Source organism: Leptospira brenneri, assembly GCF_002812125.1.
Taxonomy (GTDB): domain Bacteria; phylum Spirochaetota; class Leptospiria; order Leptospirales; family Leptospiraceae; genus Leptospira_A; species Leptospira_A brenneri.
Window position 1 is genome coordinate 488702 of record NZ_NPDQ01000001.1, and the last position, 19550, is coordinate 508251.

The 19550-nt window shown below is 38.4% G+C and carries 17 protein-coding genes; 11 read left to right on the top strand and 6 right to left on the bottom strand.

All coding sequences use genetic code 11. The annotated features are described in order from the left end of the window. The first annotated feature begins 8 nt into the window (after positions 1-8). The 6 genes from CH361_RS02445 (at position 9) to CH361_RS02470 (ending at position 6041) form a co-directional block, all read left to right on the top strand. Positions 9-1220 (top strand): MbnH family di-heme enzyme, encoded by a 1212-nt coding sequence (locus tag CH361_RS02445; protein ID WP_100789220.1) that lies wholly within the window; start codon positions 9-11, stop codon positions 1218-1220. Further along, on the top strand, positions 1220-2116 hold the full coding sequence (locus tag CH361_RS02450; RefSeq protein WP_100789221.1) for a hypothetical protein: 897 nt from the start codon (positions 1220-1222) through the stop codon (positions 2114-2116). The genes CH361_RS02445 and CH361_RS02450 overlap by 1 nt, the downstream gene beginning before the upstream one ends. Further along, positions 2113-3057 carry an LIC11086 family outer membrane transporter gene (locus CH361_RS02455; protein ID WP_208861366.1) on the top strand — a complete coding sequence of 315 codons (945 nt, stop codon included), beginning with the start codon at positions 2113-2115 and terminating at the stop codon, positions 3055-3057. The genes CH361_RS02450 and CH361_RS02455 overlap by 4 nt, the downstream gene beginning before the upstream one ends. A gap of 64 nt (positions 3058-3121) precedes the next feature. Beyond that, positions 3122-4369: a crotonyl-CoA carboxylase/reductase gene (ccrA, locus tag CH361_RS02460; protein ID WP_100789222.1), complete on the top strand. Its 1248-nt coding sequence runs from the start codon at positions 3122-3124 to the stop codon at positions 4367-4369. A 176-nt stretch (positions 4370-4545) separates the two neighbouring features. Continuing rightward, complete coding sequence (locus CH361_RS02465; RefSeq protein WP_100789223.1) at positions 4546-4977, top strand: VOC family protein; 432 nt, start codon at positions 4546-4548, stop codon at positions 4975-4977. Positions 4978-5030: 53 nt separating this feature from the next. After that, positions 5031-6041 (top strand): zinc-dependent alcohol dehydrogenase family protein, encoded by a 1011-nt coding sequence (locus CH361_RS02470; protein ID WP_100789224.1) that lies wholly within the window; start codon positions 5031-5033, stop codon positions 6039-6041. 113 nt (positions 6042-6154) lie between these two features. Here CH361_RS02470 and CH361_RS02475 read toward each other — a convergent pair whose 3' ends face one another. The 3 genes from CH361_RS02475 to CH361_RS02485 all read right to left on the bottom strand — a co-directional run bounded on the left by CH361_RS02475 (position 6155) and on the right by CH361_RS02485 (position 7829). Further along, positions 6155-6556 (bottom strand): DUF2721 domain-containing protein, encoded by a 402-nt coding sequence (locus CH361_RS02475; RefSeq protein WP_100789225.1) that lies wholly within the window; start codon positions 6554-6556, stop codon positions 6155-6157. Positions 6557-6561: 5 nt separating this feature from the next. Next, positions 6562-7518 (bottom strand): fumarylacetoacetate hydrolase family protein, encoded by a 957-nt coding sequence (locus tag CH361_RS02480; RefSeq protein ID WP_100789226.1) that lies wholly within the window; start codon positions 7516-7518, stop codon positions 6562-6564. Positions 7519-7607: 89 nt separating this feature from the next. Then, the gene (locus CH361_RS02485) at positions 7608-7829 is read right to left on the bottom strand and encodes a DUF1858 domain-containing protein (protein WP_100789227.1); all 222 of its coding nucleotides are present in this window, start codon (positions 7827-7829) and stop codon (positions 7608-7610) included. A 64-nt stretch (positions 7830-7893) separates the two neighbouring features. Between CH361_RS02485 and CH361_RS02490 the strand changes: the two genes are divergently transcribed. Both CH361_RS02490 and CH361_RS02495 read left to right on the top strand, forming a co-directional pair. Beyond that, entirely contained in the window at positions 7894-8298 is a 405-nt protein-coding gene (locus CH361_RS02490) for a 6-carboxytetrahydropterin synthase (RefSeq protein WP_100789433.1), read from the top strand. Between the two features lie 370 nt (positions 8299-8668). Further along, entirely contained in the window at positions 8669-10483 is a 1815-nt protein-coding gene (locus tag CH361_RS02495) for a PAS domain S-box protein (protein WP_100789228.1), read from the top strand. Positions 10484-10501: 18 nt separating this feature from the next. On the opposite strand, the gene CH361_RS02500 is transcribed toward CH361_RS02495, so the two are convergent. Further along, a complete protein-coding gene (locus CH361_RS02500; RefSeq protein WP_100789229.1) occupies positions 10502-11119 on the bottom strand; it encodes a TetR family transcriptional regulator in 618 nt (205 codons plus the stop codon). A 150-nt stretch (positions 11120-11269) separates the two neighbouring features. On the opposite strand from CH361_RS02500, the gene CH361_RS02505 reads away from it, so the two are divergent. Together CH361_RS02505 and CH361_RS02510 are read left to right on the top strand one after the other, a co-directional pair. After that, positions 11270-12355 carry a ferredoxin reductase gene (locus CH361_RS02505; protein WP_100789230.1) on the top strand — a complete coding sequence of 362 codons (1086 nt, stop codon included), beginning with the start codon at positions 11270-11272 and terminating at the stop codon, positions 12353-12355. Between the two features lie 52 nt (positions 12356-12407). Continuing rightward, positions 12408-13589, top strand: a complete 1182-nt coding sequence (locus CH361_RS02510; RefSeq protein ID WP_100789231.1) for a fatty acid desaturase family protein — start codon at positions 12408-12410, stop codon at positions 13587-13589. A 90-nt stretch (positions 13590-13679) separates the two neighbouring features. Here the strand turns inward: CH361_RS02510 and CH361_RS02515 are convergent, their stop codons facing one another. Beyond that, positions 13680-15398 (bottom strand): acyl-CoA dehydrogenase family protein, encoded by a 1719-nt coding sequence (locus tag CH361_RS02515; RefSeq protein ID WP_100789232.1) that lies wholly within the window; start codon positions 15396-15398, stop codon positions 13680-13682. 286 nt (positions 15399-15684) lie between these two features. Between CH361_RS02515 and CH361_RS02520 the strand changes: the two genes are divergently transcribed. Then, entirely contained in the window at positions 15685-16491 is an 807-nt protein-coding gene (locus tag CH361_RS02520) for a dienelactone hydrolase family protein (RefSeq protein WP_100789434.1), read from the top strand. Here CH361_RS02520 and CH361_RS02525 read toward each other — a convergent pair. Further along, complete coding sequence (locus tag CH361_RS02525; protein ID WP_100789233.1) at positions 16440-19550, bottom strand: efflux RND transporter permease subunit; 3111 nt, start codon at positions 19548-19550, stop codon at positions 16440-16442. The two genes, CH361_RS02520 and CH361_RS02525, sit on opposite strands and share 52 nt — an antisense overlap.

The window sequence follows — 19550 nt, forward strand, 5'->3', positions numbered from 1 at the left end:
TATAGATTATGAAATTTTACCTTCCATCCATATTTCTTTCTTTTAGTTTTCTATTGAACTTGAATTGTATACTGATCCCGTTCCAGAAAGAAGAAAAAAACCAAGACATGTTACTTGTAGCGCTTGGAATTTTAGCAAATGCTTCTGACTGGGTTTGGGATCTTCCTCCTGGATTTCCAGTACCAAATGTTCCTTCAGACAACCCTATGTCCAAGGCAAAGGTGGAACTCGGAAGGCATTTGTTTTATGAAAAAAAATTGTCAGGAAACGGGACGATGGCTTGTAGCGGCTGTCATTTTCAAGCCTTAGCTTTTGCCGACGGTAAAGATTTTCCAAGTGGAATTACAAGCGAAGCCCATCCGAGAAATGCCCAACATCTTTCAAATGTGGCCTATATGCCCAGACTTACTTGGAGTAATCCCAAAATGACAAGTTTGGAAATCCAGGCTCGCGCTCCCATGTTTGGAGAAACACCCATTGAGTTAGGTTTGCAGAACAATAATTTTTTAAATGAATTATCAGCAAATGCAATTTATCCTCCCATGTTTGAGCGGGCCTTTGGTGGTTCTGGAATCAACGAACAGAACGTACGGTATGCACTTGCTAGTTTCCAAAGGTCGATGATTTCTGGAAATTCTAAATTTGACCAATACAATTATAGAAATAATAAATCTGCTCTTACGGCTTCTGAGATACGAGGACTTAATTTATTTAACGGTGAAGTGGCAGAATGTTTTCATTGTCATGGTGGTTTTAATTTCACTGATACTTCATTTCATGGAGGAGCCAAGGAAGAATTCTTTTATCATAGCAATGGAATTCATGATGATGCATACTATGCTGGTGTTCCTAGTAATAAACGAGGGTTATTTGATTTAACTGGTGTTGCCTCTGATACCGGAAAATTTCGAGCCCCCTCTTTGCGTAATATTGGAGTCACCTATCCATACATGCATGATGGGATTTTTATGTGTGCGGATTCTAACAATCCCGACAAACCTGCTGGCGCAGGAAAAACAAAGGTCGATTGTGCAAGAGATGCATTGACCCAAGTTGTAGACCATTACCGTTCGGGTGGTCAAGCTCATACAGCAAAAGATTCGACTCTTATTCGTGCTTTTACAATTACAAATTCTCAAAGGGACGATATGGTGAATTTCCTTTTGGCTTTGACTGACGAAGAATTTTTAACCAATCCTAAGTTTGCGAGTCCCTTTTGATGAAACAATTGACCGCTAAACAAATTTCGTTTTTCATTCTAGGTTTACTTTTTACCCACTGTACCTTTGGTTCTGTGGGGGATAGTAACAAAGAAAAAGAGACCATTCTACAAAATTTGATTTTTTTCAATAACACCCAGCTAATCCCGGTGGGAACCAATCTTCGTAGTTATGATGACCAGGCGGATGACAATCTCAATCAGTTTAGTTTGACTAGTAATAGTGTGAACTACAACATCACCATCCAAAGTAGTTCTTATATCAATTGGGAAATGGGAACTTACCGAATCAATCCACCAAACCAAGTATTAGGTGTATCTACGTCTAGTTCGGAAAAAAATTCCACTGCCACAGCAAAAACTCATACCCCATATACGGTACCACTCGATTTGCCAGCGGATGATTTGTATGGGAAATCCTACCCATTTTTATCTGCAGGGACTGTATCCAACATCGCGGAATACAATAGTACGATGGAAACGGGTGCTAGTTTTCTTTATCCAAATACAAGGACATCGAATATGCCTCTAGGTGTGGTGGCTGTTGCCAATGTGAGTTGGGAAGAGATTTATATCAGAATGACAGTGAATGGAAATGACATCACAATCCTTCTGCCCCAAGGAAATAAATCAATCACCCCTAAATGTAAAATTCCCATAAAGCTGGGTCGTTCTGGAAATATAGAGATCTTAATGTCACCATCTTCTATGTTTCAAGATAGAACCGTATCAGGAACTCCCGTTCGGTTTTTACAGCAACTGTCATTATTACTTCCAGGGACGATTGTGATATCGAAAGTTTCCAATATTTCTTTATACAATATCTTACTTCAGAATCTCCAAGCAGAAGATATCGTTTTTAGTTTCCCTGGATGTTTTCCTGGAGTGGAACGATGAAACAAATGACAAACATAACAAAACCGCGAAACGTAACTTTTTCATTTTTATTATTATTTGTATTCTTTGGTAACTTTTCTTTATATTCGCATCATACTGGTTCGTCGGATAGCCCGAATGCAACTGCCAGATTTGTGGATCCTTTTACCGGAAAACGAGAGAAACCTACTAACTATTTGGTAATGACCCAAGATTATTACCAATCCACTCGAGAGAATAGTCATCTCTTTACAACTACAGCCTTTGCGGAGATGAATTTTTTTGATGGAAGATTTGCTCTCAATGCTTCGGTTCCTTGGAACTACTACCAACAAAGGGGAAGAGAAGATGCCGCAAGGATTGGAAAAACTTATCTTGGTTTTAAATACCAACCATTTTTTGATTTGGACAAACCGTACTTTTTTGTGATTGAGGGTTCTGTTGGTTTTCCTAGTGGTCCTGATACTGACCGGTTCACAGGTGGAAATTATTATACGGGTTCTGGATTTATCAAACTTGGTTATTTGTATGAGAAGTGGTCTTTTGTGACTAAAATCGGAGGATTAAATCCACTTTCGAGACCACAACCAAACAACTTACAAGACAATGATGGAATTCCATATTACGCACGTAAACCTTCGGCATCTCCACCAGAACCAGAATATGAATTCAAAAAAACCACACTCATTTCTGCTTATGTGACGTATTATTTGATGCCTGAGATTTCTCTCTTTACAGGACTCTTATATCGTAATCCTTACAATGGTGTTGATTATTCGAAAGAAAAGGATAAAGCCAATCCTTCTTATTTTACGGAAGCCAGTGCGGGATTTTCTTGGAATTTTTCTGAAAAATACAATATGAGTTTAGCCTATAGATACCCCTTACAAAGGGATCGTGAGTATAGGCTCTATCAATCGGCGTGGACATTTGCCTTCTCTATGGAGTGGGGAAGCGATTGACAACTGATGCCTTTTTTAAAACGTTCTAAGAAACTCTATAAATTTGATTCGTAAAAGGTAATCTATGAGCAACGTAGAAATCGTACCAGTAGGGGAACTCCCTCCTATTGGAGTTGTGCCCAAAAAAATGCACGCGCAGGTCATTCGCCCGGAACGTTACGGCGAACCGAAAACTTCTTTCCAATCAGAAGTCATTGATGTTCCGGAGATCGGTCCGAACGAAGTTCTCGTAGCCACTATGGCTGCTGGAGTTAACTATAATAACGTTTGGGCAGCCCTTGGGTATCCAGTGGATGTGATCGCTGCTCGTAATAAAAAAGGCGAACCAGAAAAATTCCACATCGGTGGATCTGATGCATCCGGTATTGTCTATAAAGTTGGAGCCGAAGTTAAAAATGTGAAAGTGGGTGACGAGGTTGTTGTCCATTGTGCGATGTGGGATCCAAAAGATCCATGGGTTCTTTCTGGAAAAGATCCAATGTATGCACCTTCTCAAATCATTTGGGGATATGAATCCAATTGGGGATCTTTTGCACAGTTTTGCAAAGTACAAGACCACCAATGCCTTCCACGTCCTCAACACCTAACATGGGAAGCTTCTGCGGCTTATATGTTGGTAGCTGCAACCGCCTACAGAATGTTACACCACTGGAAACCAAACGATGTAAAACCTGGTGATGTTGCTTTGATTTGGGGTGGAGCTGGTGGACTTGGTGCCATGGCAATCCAAATCGTAAAAGCAGCTGGTGGAATTCCAATCGCTGTTGTTTCTTCTGATGACAAAATTGATTTCTGTAAAAACTTAGGTGCTGCTGGTGTGATCAACCGTAACAAGTTCAAACATTGGGGTGGCCTAACTTCTGACATCAACAAACCAGAAGCATTTGTTGAGTGGACCAAACAAGCTCGTGAATTTGGAAAAGCGATTTGGGACATTGCCGGTAAAGGTAAAAACCCACAAATCGTATTTGAACATCCGGGTGAAACAACACTCCCTACTTCCGTATTTGTTTGTGAAACAGGTGGTATGGTTGTGATTTGCGCGGGAACTACTGGTTTTAACGCAACAGCTGACCTACGTTATCTGTGGATGAGACAAAAACGTCTGCAAGGTTCACACTTCGCAAACGACGACAACTGTCGTGACCTCAACCAACTCGTGATCGATAAAAAAGTGGATCCAGTTTTGGCTGAAACTTATAGTTTCGAACAAACTGGTGAGTGCCACCAATTGATGCGCGAAAACAAACACCCATCAGGAAACATGTCAATCCTCGTTGGTGCAAAAACTACAGGTCTTGGGAAGAAGTAATTCTTTCCAGGTGTGTATTTAGAGTACATGTCCCCGCCCAACTCGAACTGGGTGGGGTTATCCACCCGCCACCCAATGGCTCCATCTACCATGAAACCTTCGTTTTGTGAATCTCATTTCCTTTATCATATTTTTTATTTTTCAAAAGTTCGTATTTTTACAAAGGAAGTTCGTATATGTATCCAAGAATTAATTTAATCACACTCGGAGTTTCCGACTTACAGAGATCCGTAGACTTTTATGAAAAGGGACTCGGTTGGAAACGATCGGAAGAAAGTAATGATAATGTTGCTTTTTTTCAGATAGGAGCAGTCGTATTTGGTTTGTTTGGTGAAAAATCTTTGGCAGAGGATATTGGAATCCCTTTCCAAAACCGCCAGGAATTTTCCGGTATCACTTTGGCTCAAAATCAAACGAGTGAAGCTGAAGTTGACGCCGTATTCGAAAAAGTGCGCGCGTTAGGTGCAAAAATTCTCAAAGAACCTCAGAAGGTTTTTTGGGGGGGATATAGTGGATATTTTAAAGACTTCGATGGTCATATTTTTGAAGTAGCTTACAATCCCTTCTTCCCTTTGAATGAAAAAGGCGAAATTGTACTGAATAAGTAATCTCTTTCTATTATTGTTATGTTTTATTGTTTTGGTATCAATTAAGGAAAAATATGAAACAAGCACAAATCCATAATTTTGGTTTGGATCATTTAGAAATCATAAACGTTCCTGAACCCACAAGTCCAGGCCCTACAGAAGTAATGGTTCGATTGCGAGCCGCTTCGTTAAATTACAGAGACTCACTTGTTGTGGAAGGAAAATACAATCCAAAATTTCCCCTCCCCTTGGTCCCTTGCAGCGATGGTGCAGGAGAAATTGTCAGTATTGGCTCTGCAGTCACAGAATGGAAAGTGGGGGACCGAGTTCTTTTAACCTTTGCACCGAAGTGGATCGCAAAAGAAGCAACCCATGCCGAAATGCGCCATACCATTGGGGGCCCACTACCTGGCACTTTACGTGAGTTAGCTCTAGTCCCGGAAACAGGGCTTGTTCGAATTCCTTCACATTTATCCTATGAAGAGGCTGCTACCTTACCCTGTGCGGCACTCACTGCTTGGTCTGGTTTATTCCAATTCAGTCAATTGAAACCAGGTGAATTTGTCGTTGTACAAGGAACAGGTGGTGTTTCTATCTTTGCTTTGCAGTTCGCAAAATTAGTAGGAGCTAAGGTGATTCTTACATCTTCCAGTACTGAAAAGTTAGAACGAGGAAAAGAGTTGGGAGCCGACTATCTTATCAATTACAAAGAAACACCTGATTGGGGAAAAGAAGTTCGTCGGATCACAGAGAAAGTAGGAGCCGATCATATCATCGAAGTGGGTGGGGCCGGTACTTTGGAACAATCCATTGCCGCCTGTCGTCCGTTTGGTGTGATTCACTTGATCGGAATCCTTGCTGGTAAATCGGGAGAATTAAATTTACTTCCTGCGGTGATGAACAATTTGAAAATTCAAGGCCTTGTTGTCGGCGGAAGAAAAGCATTTGTTGAAATGAACGGGGCCATTGAGGCTTCTGGACTACGACCCGTTGTAGATAAGGTGTTTTCTTTAGAAGAATCTGCCGATGCAATCCGATACTTGCGATCTGGTTCTCATTTCGGAAAAATTGTGATTCGTATTTAGAAATTTAAGACTCTAGTTTATTTCTAAAGTAATATTCAGTATAGATAAACCGAATATTACAATGCCGGCGAAAACAAATTCGTCGGTTTTTTTCTATCTAACCTTTTCAATTTCTATTTAGAGATCGAATTCAATATCGAATTTCTTTCAATGTCTAGTGCAATGACAGATAAATGAATTTCTATCAGTGCCAAAACTAAGGAAACCACCATGAAAAACAGGGATGAGGCAAATAGTACCCAAGCAACTATGTTATAAAATGGAATCATACCCATGGAGCAGGTGCATAAGATAAGGCTTAAAATTCCGGCACTTTGAGAATACAAAATGAGAGAAATACGAAATCTCAGATTATGGATTTGTTTGACTAAGATTTCTGATTTAGAATTTTCGTATTCTGTTAGTAGTTGTCTGGATAGTTTTGCTAGTCCAAAAAAACGATTGGTATAAGCAAGCATCAGTAATGAGATTGCTGGGAATAATAAGCCTGGTATACTATATGTTAGGTTGTCCAATGAAGTTAACCTTGTTTAATTTGGAGAACTTGTTCCCCCAAATCCAAACGTTTATCTGCAGTTCGAATCGTTGCTTTGATCTCATCTCCTGGCTGCAAATACTCAGTTCGTTTCTTTTGACCTTTGATAAAAAGATCCCATTTTTTATGTTCAGCGAGAATACTAACAAAGATTTGTTTTATTTTTCCAGGAGCTTGGAGAGCACAACCAGAAGGGGTTCCTGTCAGTAACACGTCACCGATTTGGATACTGCTAAATAATGAAAGTTCGGCGATGGTTTCTTTTGGTGGAAAAACCATTTGATTTGCTTTAGCCGATTGCCTTAACTTTCCATTTACTGTAAGGTTGAGTTCTAAAGAATTGATCAGTTCGTAGTCACCAGGTTCTAATACGACAAGTATGGGGCCTGCTGGGAAAAAAGTTCTGTAAGACTTTCCTTTATACCACTGCAATTGTGGTAATTGGATGTCTCTAGCCGATATATCATTTGCGATAAAGATAGCAGCAACATAATCACTCGGATTGTAGGAGTTAAGGTCCAGTGGAGAATCAATGGGTTTACCAAATACAATTCCCAATTCGATTTCATAATCCAAAAGTTCTACATGGCTGGGACGTATTACATCTCCAATGGCAGACGTAATGGAAACATCCGACTTAGTAAAAAATAAATTATATGTTTTTGATTTGGGGTTTAGACCAGATTCCAAAGTATGTTTTTTGTAATTGGCCCCTTGGCAAATGATTTGGCAGGGCGAGGTGACGGGTGATAAAATCGTAATCAGACTTTTATCAATAGTTTTTGTAGACTTAAGATTGGGTTTGACCCTTCTTTTTTGAAGATCAACTAGCAAATCTTTGGTGGTTTTGTCACCAATTTCTAATGGAAGGATTTTTTCTTCTGTTACAAGCCCCCAATCAATTTTATTTTTATACTGAAAACGTACAAACTGTTTGGCCATCGTGAACCTATGAAATTATAACTGGGCTGTGGGAAAAAACACGAGGGCCAACAATGAGGCCCGGTGGTAGGAAGGGGATTTTTGTCTGTCTATTCTTCCGCGAAAAGATTGTTTAGGGAATCGATAAGAGTGTCTACCTCTACCCCGTAACCCATACAAACTTGTTCAATTGTTTCGACTTCATTGATAGAACAGTGAGAACATCCACCTAGGTGGTAACTAGAGAAAACTAGACCTGCTTCCGGGTGGATGGCAATTGCTTCTCCGACTGTCATTTCTTTGAAAAAGCGTGGTTTTGTTGTTTCGGTCATCTTAAAAGCCCTCAGAAAGGAAATTACTATACAAATATTGGACTATGCCCTATTCGTCAATGGAATGTTTACCCAGGAAAAAGGGAAATTTTACGTCCGCATCGAGGGAAGGTTCGAATCCGCCCATTTCCTCTACCAGTACTTTGCCGATGGGTCGGATGAACCCATTCATGGCCATTCCTGGAAAGTGGAGGTGTTTTTAGAGGGGAATACGAACATTCGTCCCGATGGAATTTCTTACGATTTTTTAACCGCCAGAACGAAGCTAATGGATCTTGTTCATTCCATCGACCATATTCTCATCAATGACCATCCTGACTTTAAGGGAGTCAATCCCACATCAGAAAATGTGGCTCGTTGGTTTTATTCAGGTTTGAAAGCGGATGTAAAATCCTCCGCAGGCAAAATCCGAAGAATCGTGATTCATGAAGGACCAGAAAATCTCGCTTTCTTTGAACCAGAGAATTGAATCTTTCGAGTCATTTGTAACACTAGTTAGGTACTAATCCTTAAAATTTTCACCCCAGAGATCGTGATCCGCCAATCCGTTAAAGTGAATCCGGAATAAGATCAGTTTGAATTTCGAAAAAAGAACAAGTGTATAAAAACAACTCGTAGTTTGGTTTCTGACGTAAAATTTATGTCAGCAAACATTCGTTTGTGATAAAAAAAATCAATCCATTCTTTATCTCGGTCAGTCTAAAGACGGCGAAATATAAATCGTTAAACATATATGTTTTATTTTTATTGCACAGGTTTTTGATTTTTTTCATAAAAAAATCTCACCTTAATCGATTGCTTTTCTACCAGCTAATTATGAAAATCGGTAGAACAACTCCATGCCTTTTACAGAGCTCAGACATAGTTTAGGTCACATTCTACTTGTGGAAGATGAAGCCATCTTGGCTATCTCACAATCAGAATTCTTGAAAGCCAAAGGGTATTCAGTACAATATGTATCTAACTCAACAGATGCTTATGATTATATTACTTCAGGTGAGAAAGTTGATTTAATCCTTATGGACATTAATCTTTCTGATGGTATGGATGGAATCCAACTTGCAGAGAAAATTCTTTCCTATCGCGAGATTCCAGTTCTTTTTGTAAGCGGTTACTCTGATAATAAAATCTTGGATCGTGTTTGTAAAATAAAACACTATGGATATGTTCCCAAGATTTCAAGTCCAGAGATAGTCGAGTGTATGATTAAGTCAGCTCTGCAGTTGTACCATGCAGAACAATCGCTCGCTTTTCGTGAAAAAGAACTTCGGATTACTTTTGAAGCTATGGGTGATGGAGTGATTGTCGTTACACCCGAAGGACTCATCCGAGAAATCAACCATAATGCATTGGATATGTTGGGATATCAAAAAGCAGAAGTATTAGAAAAAGAACTCACTTCTTTTTTGTATTTAGTCCAAGCAGACTCTAGAAATAGGATATCCTATCCTTTTTTAAGCTCAGATCAAAAACTCGTTCATACAGAACGAAGAAATGATTTAATTATAGTTTCTCGCAGTGGTCGTGAAACAAATGTTACAGAAACAATATCTCCCATTTTAGATGATGAAAAAAAGCTAAACGGTATTGTGATCATCTTTAGAGAAGCTCCAAACTCTCCAGTCCTTGTACCACCCAAAGACAGTGAAAGTGTATATGCGAAAGTATTTCAACTTAGCCCCATTCCTATGGCGATATCCACTGTCAAAGATGGAACCTATTTGGATGTAAACTCTTCTATGGAAACTCTTTTCCAATTAGAGAAATCAAAAGTCATCGGTAAAAAAACGGAAGAGTTTAAAGCGTGGAGTGATCCAGAAGAAATTTTACGACTGAATAAGGCCTACCAGGACAATGGAAAGATGTCTGGAGAAAAGATGACTGTAAAACATGCGGACGGAAGTAAGTTCGATGTTCTTGTTTTCAGCCAAGCCTTTGAAATCGCTGGGGAACGTTTTATTCTTTGGATCAATCTCGATGTAACAAAAATTTTAGATATGGAGGGTAAACTCGCAAAGTCGGTAGAAGAAAAAGATGTCCTATTAAAAGAATTACAACACCGCGTAAAAAATACCCTCGCGATCATTTCTGGACTATTAAACTTAGAATCCTTTAAAGTTGAAAATGAAGTCGCAAAACAATCATTTTTAAATGCTCAATCTAGAATCATGTCCATGTCCAAAGTTTACGAAAATCTATACCAATCAGAGGATTTAGAATCTGTAGACCTTCGTAAGTACATTGAAGATTTAGTATTTAGTTTGCATGATATCTTTGTCCTCAATCCGACAAAAGTTAAGTTTGATGTAAAGTTAGAAGCAATCCGCTTGGATTTAAAACGAACTCTACCTTTGGGACTCATTTTGAATGAACTACTTACCAATGCTTTGAAATATGCTTATCCTAGTGAAAAAGGTGGCGATGTAAGAATCCAGTTATCTCGTTCGAATGAAAATATCATTCTTTCTGTAGGTGATGATGGAGAAGGATTACCTGATTCTGTGAATATTGAAAAAGGAAACCACTTCGGTTATGAGTTGATTCGAAGTTTAACATCTCAGTTAAAGGGAGTGTTTTCTTCTGTTTCTAAAAAAGGAGAGGGACTCAATATTATGATTTCTTTTCCCGTTCATTCGGATGAAAAAAAGAACTGAGCCAAATCAGGTTTTCCTTTATCTTCGTTTTCTTCCTCGAATGGTTCCGATAAAAACCAAACGAACTTGTTTGATGGTTTGTAGTTTTAACTTTCTCATTTCTAAATGAGCGTTGGTGGAAAGATCTAAAAAATCGGAAGCCATTAGAAAACAAATACTCACAATGAGTTCGGAAGCAAAATGGATGTCTGTCACAGGGATCATTTTTGGCATTCGCATATCTTTTGCTAGTTCTGTGGCAATAGAAGTCATGGATTCGCGAATTTTTTCTCGGATCTTTCTGTTTCCTCCCGTTCGTTCTCTGGAGATAAACCGAAATAGGGAGCGGTTATTGGCAACGTAATCAAAAAAGAAACCTATGGTCAATTGTAAGGCCGATTTATAAGCACCTTTATTCCGAGCATCTCCAACGATGGTTTGGATTCGTCCCCCACATTCATCCACCAAGGCAAGGCCCAATTCCTCCATGTTTTTGAAATGCCTATAGAAGGCCGCTGGGACAATCCCGGCCTCTCCAGCCACTTCTCGTAGGCTTAGATCACTGAGGCCTTTCTCCTCTCCCATGAGTTTTAGCGTACTTTCCAGCAGATTGTCATGCGTACGGAGTTTTTGGGCGTATCGTTTGTTGATCTTCATGATCTGAATTCAGTAAACGGTCGTTCACTTTTTTTTAAAAGGCAAGTAGAAAAAGCCCAATTTCCGGTTGACTTATTTAACAATGTAAATTAACACTATTAAATATCTTTGTGAACAAGTGTTCACTGAAATGCGAAATACGAGGCGAAAATGAAAACATTTCCTTTCATCTACAATGAACCCCGAGAATTCTTAAAATCCCTCCAGCCGAAAGAGTGGGCCGATTTTCTTTTAGGGGAAATCAATCCAAGATTTTCTACTACAGCCATCAAAGCCAAGGTGGTTGCTGTTCGAGAAGAAACGGCAGATACAAAGACAATTGTTTTGAAACCCAATTGGCTGTGGAAAGGGTTTCGTTCGGGCCAACATGTTCCTGTCACTGTTGAGATTGCAGGGAGAAGGGTGACTCGATTTTATTCTCTGTCTTCACATCCAAAAGACAAACATTTAAGTATCACCGTAAAACGCCAGAAAGGTGGACTTGTCTCCAACTTTATCAATCAAAATATTAAAAAAGGGGATTTGTTAGAATTAGGTGAGGCATCCGGAGAATTTGTCCTTCCGAAAATGATACCATCTAAGTTGTTGTTTTTGGCAGGTGGGAGTGGGATCACTCCGATCCATTCCATTCTCAAACAATTACAATCATCGAAGTACGATGGAAAAGCGACTCTCCTATACTTTGTTAGGTCATATGAAGATGTGATTTTACGTTCCTCATTGGAAGAAATCGCAAAAACAACTGGTTGGTTAAACATTCGATATATTTTTTCAGATGTTCCCAAAGAAGGTTATGATTCTGGATTTTTAACGAAGGAAATCTTAAAAAAATATACAGATGATTTAAAATCGTATTCGGTTTATGTTTGCGGTCCTGCCCCAATGCAAACCAAGGCTCTTTCTCTTTTGGAAGGCAACGAAGTAAAATCAGAACTCTTTTTACTACCTGGCCAAACGTCTTTGAAGGTAAAAAAATCGGGAACCGTGGATGTATTTTTATCTTTAAGTCATAAAACCATTCAAGTGAAGGGGGAACGTTCCCTTTTAGAAGAACTCGAAGACCAAGGAATTTATCCGCAAAGTGGATGTCGTATGGGAATTTGCCATACTTGTGTTTGTAAAAAAGCAGTAGGTTCTGTTACCGATTTATCTAATGGCGAAGTGTCAGAGTTAGGTGAAGAAAATATCCAGATTTGTGTTTCTAGGGCTGAATCCAATTTGGAATTAGAACTCTAAGACTCTGGATTTAAAGAAGAGAATTTGAACGAAGGAATCATAGGAAAATAAAATGAGAACAATTAGCAAAAAATTAAATAACGAAGAAGTGGAAGCATTTGGAAAAGAAGTGGAAGCACTTCGTGAAGAAATGATGGCTAAGGTGGGAAAAGAAGATGCATATCATATCCGATTCATCTATAAAACTTACCGGTACACAGAAATACTTGGGCGTGGACTCATCCATTTTAGTTTCGAACCGATTTCGTTTGTGGCAGGTTCTTTGTTACTCGCTACATCCAAAATTTTAAATAATATGGAACTTGGTCATAATGTTCTTCATGGTCAATATGATTGGATGAATGATCCAAGATTTAACTCTCGTACTTTCGAATGGGACATTGTGAGTGATGCCCACCAATGGAAATTTTATCATAATTATATGCACCATACATTTACCAATGTTCTTAACAAAGATCATGATTATGGATATAATTTTACCCGTTTAACAGAGGGTCAGAAATGGAAACCGACTCACCTCACACAACCTTTCACGAATCTATTTTTGGCTATGAACTTTCAATGGGGTGTTGGTGCTCATGGTTATCGTGTGGAGTATATGGAAATTCCTAAAAAACAAAGAAAGAAAAAAACCTTAAAAGACTATAAAGCAGTATTCTTTAAAAAAATTGAACTACAACTAGTTAAGGATTACCTTTTCTTTCCACTTCTTGCTGGTTTGAATTTTCCAAAGATCATTTTAGGGAATTTGATTGCAAACTTGATTCGAAATCTTTGGACTTATGCCGTGATCTTCTGCGGTCATTTTACTGAAAATGCTGAATCTTTTTCTGTGGATGATATTGTTGGAGAAACAAAAGCGCAGTGGTACTTGAGACAACTCAAAGGTTCTTCTAACTTAGATGGAAGTAATTTTTTCTATACAATGACTGGTCACTTGAGTCATCAAATAGAACACCATATGTTTCCAGGCATGCCAGCAAAACGTTATCGTGAAGTGGCTCCTCGTTTAAAAGAAATTTGTGCAAAGTATGGACAACACTATAACACGGGAAGTTTCGTAAAACAGTTTGCTTCCGTATGGAAACGAATTATTGCTTATTCTTTTCCTGATTCTATCGCTGGAAAATTAATGGGAACTAAAAAGAAATATTTGGAACCAAAGGTTGTACTTTCGCAACCAAGTTTTCAAATCTCCCTTCCAGGAGAAGAAAAATCGGCTTCGCTCACATAACCTGAATTATCTTAGATCTCTCACTTTCGCATAGTGGGAGATCTTTCCCTTTCCTTTCTTACGGGTCCTCAGAATCGAGGACCCTTTTTTTTAATTCACTAAATGTTTTAGTTTGATTTGATTTGCCGAGAGAATTGCCAAACTATCCAAATGGAATCCTTTACACCAAGTAGTGCGTAGTTCTTTTCTACTAATGGATTTGTTTTTTGCCCTCTCCATTAAGTAACCAACCACAACTCTTGCTGCTGATTCCACGACTTCAAAACTATGAGCCTCTTTGGTTTCCTGTTTTTCAATGGATTTATAAGTATCTACAATGGATTCAAAAAGAGATCGAATTTCTGTGAGTTGGGAATTGGATTCTGATCCTTTTGCCAAATGATCTAAATAACTTCGAAAAGTTCCTGTTGGACTCATTCCTGAAGTGATCCCACCAATGGCTGCATTTACCTGAATTTGTGTAGTTCCGTCATAAATATTGGTGATTCTTGCATCACGATAGAGTCTAGAAAGATCATAATCTTCCGTATATCCTGCGCCACCTAATACTTGCAATCCGTCATAAACCAAATCATTACACATTTCTGAATTATAATACTTTGAAATAGGAGTGAGGGTATTTGCTACTTTTTCCCAAAATTTTCCTAATTTCGATTCTTCTGGCGTTACCGTTCGCCCATCTTCATACCAATAGTATTTATCTACTGAATATGCTGCTTCTACCATAAGGCAACGCATTCCAGCAAGTTCTCTTTCCATACGATCTAACATACGACGTACGGCTGGAATTTCATAGATTGGTTTTCCGAATTGAATCCTTTCTTTGGCGTATTTGAGAGCTTCTTCGTAGGCAGCGGTCACAATTCCTGTACCTTGTGATGAAACACTGAGGCGAGCTCCGTTGAGCATTCCCATAACATACTTTACGAGACCAAAACCTTCTTTTCCAACAAGATAACCTTCGCTATTTTCAAAAACAGTTTCACATGTAGCCGATGCTTTGATTCCTAATTTTTTTTCGATTCCTTGTACGACGTAATCTTTATTTTCAACGATAAAAAAGGAAAGGCCTCTTGCTCCACTTTCTTGTGTTCCAGTTCTGGCAAGAGTGAGTGTGATCCCTGGAATTCCATTGACACCGCAAGCAACGGTTTGAAATCTTTTGGTTCCAGTTAGATACCATTTTTCATCTTTCTTGATTGCTTTGGTAGTAATATTGGGTAAATCAGATCCGAAGTCTGGTTCGGAAAGACCCATGGTGACAGTATAATTTCCTGAGATTAATTTCGGAATCCACTCTTCTTTCATTTCATCAGATGCGCAAACTTCCAAGATAGCAGCAAGACCCATACTTCCCACAGCAATTGTAATTGAACTATCGGATCTATACATTAACTCTGCAATCATCGCCTTAATCATGCTTGGTGCTCCGAGTCCACCATACCTTCTTTTGAAGGCAACAGGACCAAGTCCTGCATCATGATACATCTTGATGACATCCACCATCTCTTGTGGATGGATTACGTTTCCATTGTCAAATTTTAAACCTTTGGAATCTACTACGGAAGCAACTTGGGAAACATAGATTCCGCTGATTTCTCCACATGATTTAAGAATTTCTTCATAGAACGATTTCGCCTCATCTAAATTAGATGGTGCATATTCTAATCTTGGATTGTTGTTTTCTAAGTAAAGTTTGGAATCAGAATAGTTATTTTCATAAATGGGAACAATTTCATTCCAATCAATGAGTTCGTAAAAATGTTCTTTTAAGTCTTCGTTGGTTTGAAAGTAGTTACTTTGGATCATAAAAATTCCTTTTGAGTTAGAAGATAAATTTTATGGATGTGAGGCGATTAAAAAAAATCATATAACAAAAAAAATTGGAACTTTATTTTTAGTGAACCGATCGGTTTCTTTTTTTCCCCTCACTTTTTTATTCGACAAAAACGAACATAGGAATTGTTTTTTCTTTTGGGAAATCTTACTAGATTTATGGGAAATTAAGGTTTCTTTTTTTAGGCTCCCCGTTAGAATTCAAAGTCTATCTCTGCCAAAGGGATTTTTTCCTATTTTTTGGCAGAACAGGAGATGTATGAAACAACTGATTTCCGTTCTTGTTTTCGCATTTGCTATGCAATGTGCGAGTGTGCCAACCGCAAAACTTCCAGTAAAATCAACCGTTACGGGAACTGCAGTAGAATATAAATTGGATGGGAAAACCTATGAAGGTTTCCTTGCTACCGATACTTCGGTTACTGGAAAACGACCAGGCATTCTTGTGATCCATGAATGGTGGGGTCTTAATGATTATCCGAAACAAAGAGCCAAACAATTGGCGGACTTAGGATATGTTGCTTTCGTGATGGATGTTTATGGAAAAGGAATTATTGCGAAAGATCATGTCGAAGCAGGAAAACTTTCGGGAGCCAACGGGGATCCAAAGATCATTCTTAAAAAAATATACAAAGCACTCGAAATTTTAAAATCCAATCCAAATGTTGATGGAAATAAAATTGGTGCCATTGGATATTGTTTTGGCGGTGGTGGTGTCATTGAACTGGCATTAGATGGTGCTGATTTAAAAGGTGGAGTTGTTTCTTTTCACGGTATGTTAGGTAGCAAAAATCTAACTGCTGGCGCAAAAAAGATTAAATCTAAAGTTTTAGTACATCATGGTGCGGATGATCCTTTTATTCCTAAAACAGCGGTAGATACATTTATCAAAACAGTAACAGAAGCAAAAGCTCCCGTTACTTTTATCTCTCATCCAGGTGCCGTTCATGGATTCACAAGACCTGGTTCCGAAGATCACGGACTTCCAGGCCTTGCGTACAATGAAAAAGCTGACTATGCATCTTTCGAGAGTATGAAAGATTTTTTTGCAGCAAACTTTAAATAAACGAGAGGAAGAACAAAGAGTGTAAGAGCACTTGCTGAAACTAATCCTCCAATCACTACGGTTGCGAGAGGTCTTTGGACTTCCGCACCGGGTGATGTGCTGATTGCCATTGGAATGAATCCAATCGATGCGAGAAGAGCTGTTGTGAGTACAGGACGAAGTCTTGAAATCGCTGCCTCTCTTACTGCATCTTCTTTTCTTTTTCCTGATTGTTCCAAACTGCGGATGAAACTGATGAGTACAAGTCCATTGAGTACGGCAATTCCAAAGAGCGCTATAAACCCCACACCGGCAGAAATACTAAATGGTAAATTGCGTATATAAAGTGCTAAGATCCCACCAGTAATCGCAAATGGAACATTTAAAAAAATAATAGCCGCTGCCAAAATTTCGTTAAATGCAAAGTATAAGATTAGAAAAATAATGAGTAATGTGACTGGCACAACAACATAAAGTGTTTTTGTAGCTGATTCGAATTTTTCAAATTCACCACCTGTGGAATAATGATATCCGGCAGGAAAACTAATTTCTTTTTCTAGAACTGATTTAACTAAGTTTACTGTACTCACCATATCTTTCCCGCGAATGTTAAATTGAACCAGTGCGTAACGATTTTGGTTTTGGTGATAAATTTGGACAGGCCCGTCTTCAATATGAATTTCAGAAAGTTCATGTAATGGAGCAAAACTGTTTTTTCCTACTTTCACTGGTATGTTTTTGATTTGTTCGGGGTTTGGTCCAACCTCTGTTTTTACAACTATTTCAAAACGTTTCATTCCTTCGTAAACAATCCCTGCAGGTACTCCTGAAGAAATTGATCCAGTCACTCGGTTTAAATCCAAAATAGATTGGTCGTATCTTGCCAACTTTTCTCTGTTAGGTTTTATTTTGAGATATTCAAGTCCATATAATTGTTCAATTCGAAGATCTACAACACCCGGAATGTTTTTAATTTTTGTAGATATTTCTTCCGCCAAAGATTTTAGTTTTGGTAAATCGTCTCCAAATATTTTGATTCCAACATCGGCCCGGATACCAGCCATAATTTCATTATTTCGCATTTCAATTGGTTGTGAAAGACCATACGCAACTTGTGGAGCCACTCTTTCAATGATCTCTTGTAATTTGGATTCAATTTCTGCTTTTGTTAGATTCCATTCGGATCTTGGTTTCATGTCCAGATACATATCAGTTTTTTCTACACCCATAGGTTCAATGGCTAAATCGGGAGATCCAGTTCTCGAAACTACTTCTGTAATCTCTGGTATTTCTTTTAGAATAGTTTTTTCAATTTTCATTGAAGACTGCAATGATTCGGTTAGAGTTGTTGAAGGATATCGACTAATTTCGATTAGTAGATTTCCTTCGTCCAACTTTGGTAAAAATTCACCACCTAATCTAAAGAATAACAGAATCGAAAGTGCAAAGATTCCCAATGTAGTATAAGCAACTTTTTTTGGTTTTTTGATGCAATAATCTAACTTCGGAGTATACCAATGATGAATTTTTTGAAAAAATTTAGTTTCTCCTTCTGCGATATGACCGCCCTTTAAAAAATAAGAAGCTAAAACTGGAATGAATGTTAAAGTCAAAAAGAATGCGCCGAGTAAAGCAAACAAAACAGTTGTAGCCATGGGGATAAACATTTTTCCTTCTGTGCCACTTAAGGTAAGAATGGGAATATAAACGATCCCTATAATGATTTCACCATAAATTGTAGCTTTTCTAACTTCGATTGTTGCACTTAGGATTGTTTCTTTTTGTTCTGCATCAGTAAGATCTCTTTTTAATTCCTTTCGTTTTAATCCTAAACGTCTGTGTGAGTTTTCAATGAGGATAACCGCTCCATCTACGATAAGACCAAAGTCAATCGCACCCATCGACATTAGATTTGCAGGTAGGTCTCGTAAAAACATAAGTGAAATGGCAAATAACATTGCCAGTGGAATGATTGATGCAATGACTAAACCGGATCTAAAATCACCAATCATAAGAAATAAGATGATAATGACTAGAATCGCACCTTCAGAAAGATTCCAAACGATGGTACTCAATGTACTTTTAACCATAATGGAACGATCGTAATAGGGTTTAATTTTCATCCCTTGGGGAAGAGTTTTTTCGATTTGAGTGATTTTTTCTTTTACAGCAGTTGTTACTTCTAAAGAATTTTCTCCAAGCAACATAAGAGTGACGGCCCCAGCTACTTCAGTTTTGCCGCTAGCAGTTGCTGCTCCTTTTCGAAGTCTTGGTCCTTCAATTACTTTTCCAATGCTGCTTAAATAAATGGGAAATCCATCTCCCATTTTTCCCACTTGGATTTTTTCAAAATCGGAGGTTGATTTTAAAAGGCCATCGCTACCAACTATCAATTGTTCACCGGATTTTTCAATGTATCCAGATCCCGTTGAGAGATTATTTGATTCAACTGCAGTTACAATTTGATTTAATGAGACACCCAGTGAAGCTGCTTTAAATGGGTCAACAATGACTTGGTATTGTTTTGTTTTTCCTCCAAAACTATTCACTTCCACGATCCCAGGAACTGTTTTGAGTGTTGGATTGATGTACCAATTCAAATAGGTCGTGAGTTCCATTTGAGTGTGAAACTCGCTTTCCAAAGTAAATTGAAACACTTCGCCGAGCCCCGTTGTGATTGGACCAATGGTTGGTTTTCCAAAAATACTTGGAATGTTTTCGGATGCTTCGTTTAACCTTTCGCTGACTAGTTGCCTACTTTTCCATAGATCAGTGTCATCGGCAAAAACTGCAGTCACAAGGGAAAATCCATATCGTGAAACTGACCTTACTTCGATTAAGTTAGGAATTCCTGTGATGGCCCTTTCTACAGGTAAGGTGATGTATTGTTCTATTTCGAGGGTGGATAATGCTTGCGAAGTTGTTATTACTTGTACTTGGACATTTGTAATATCAGGGACTGCATCAACCTTCAAATGGTTTAATGAATAAATACCACCAAACACGAGTAAAAGAGTCAATATGATTACTAATAATCGATTCTGGAGTGAGAACTGAACGATTTTTGTTAAAAATTCCAT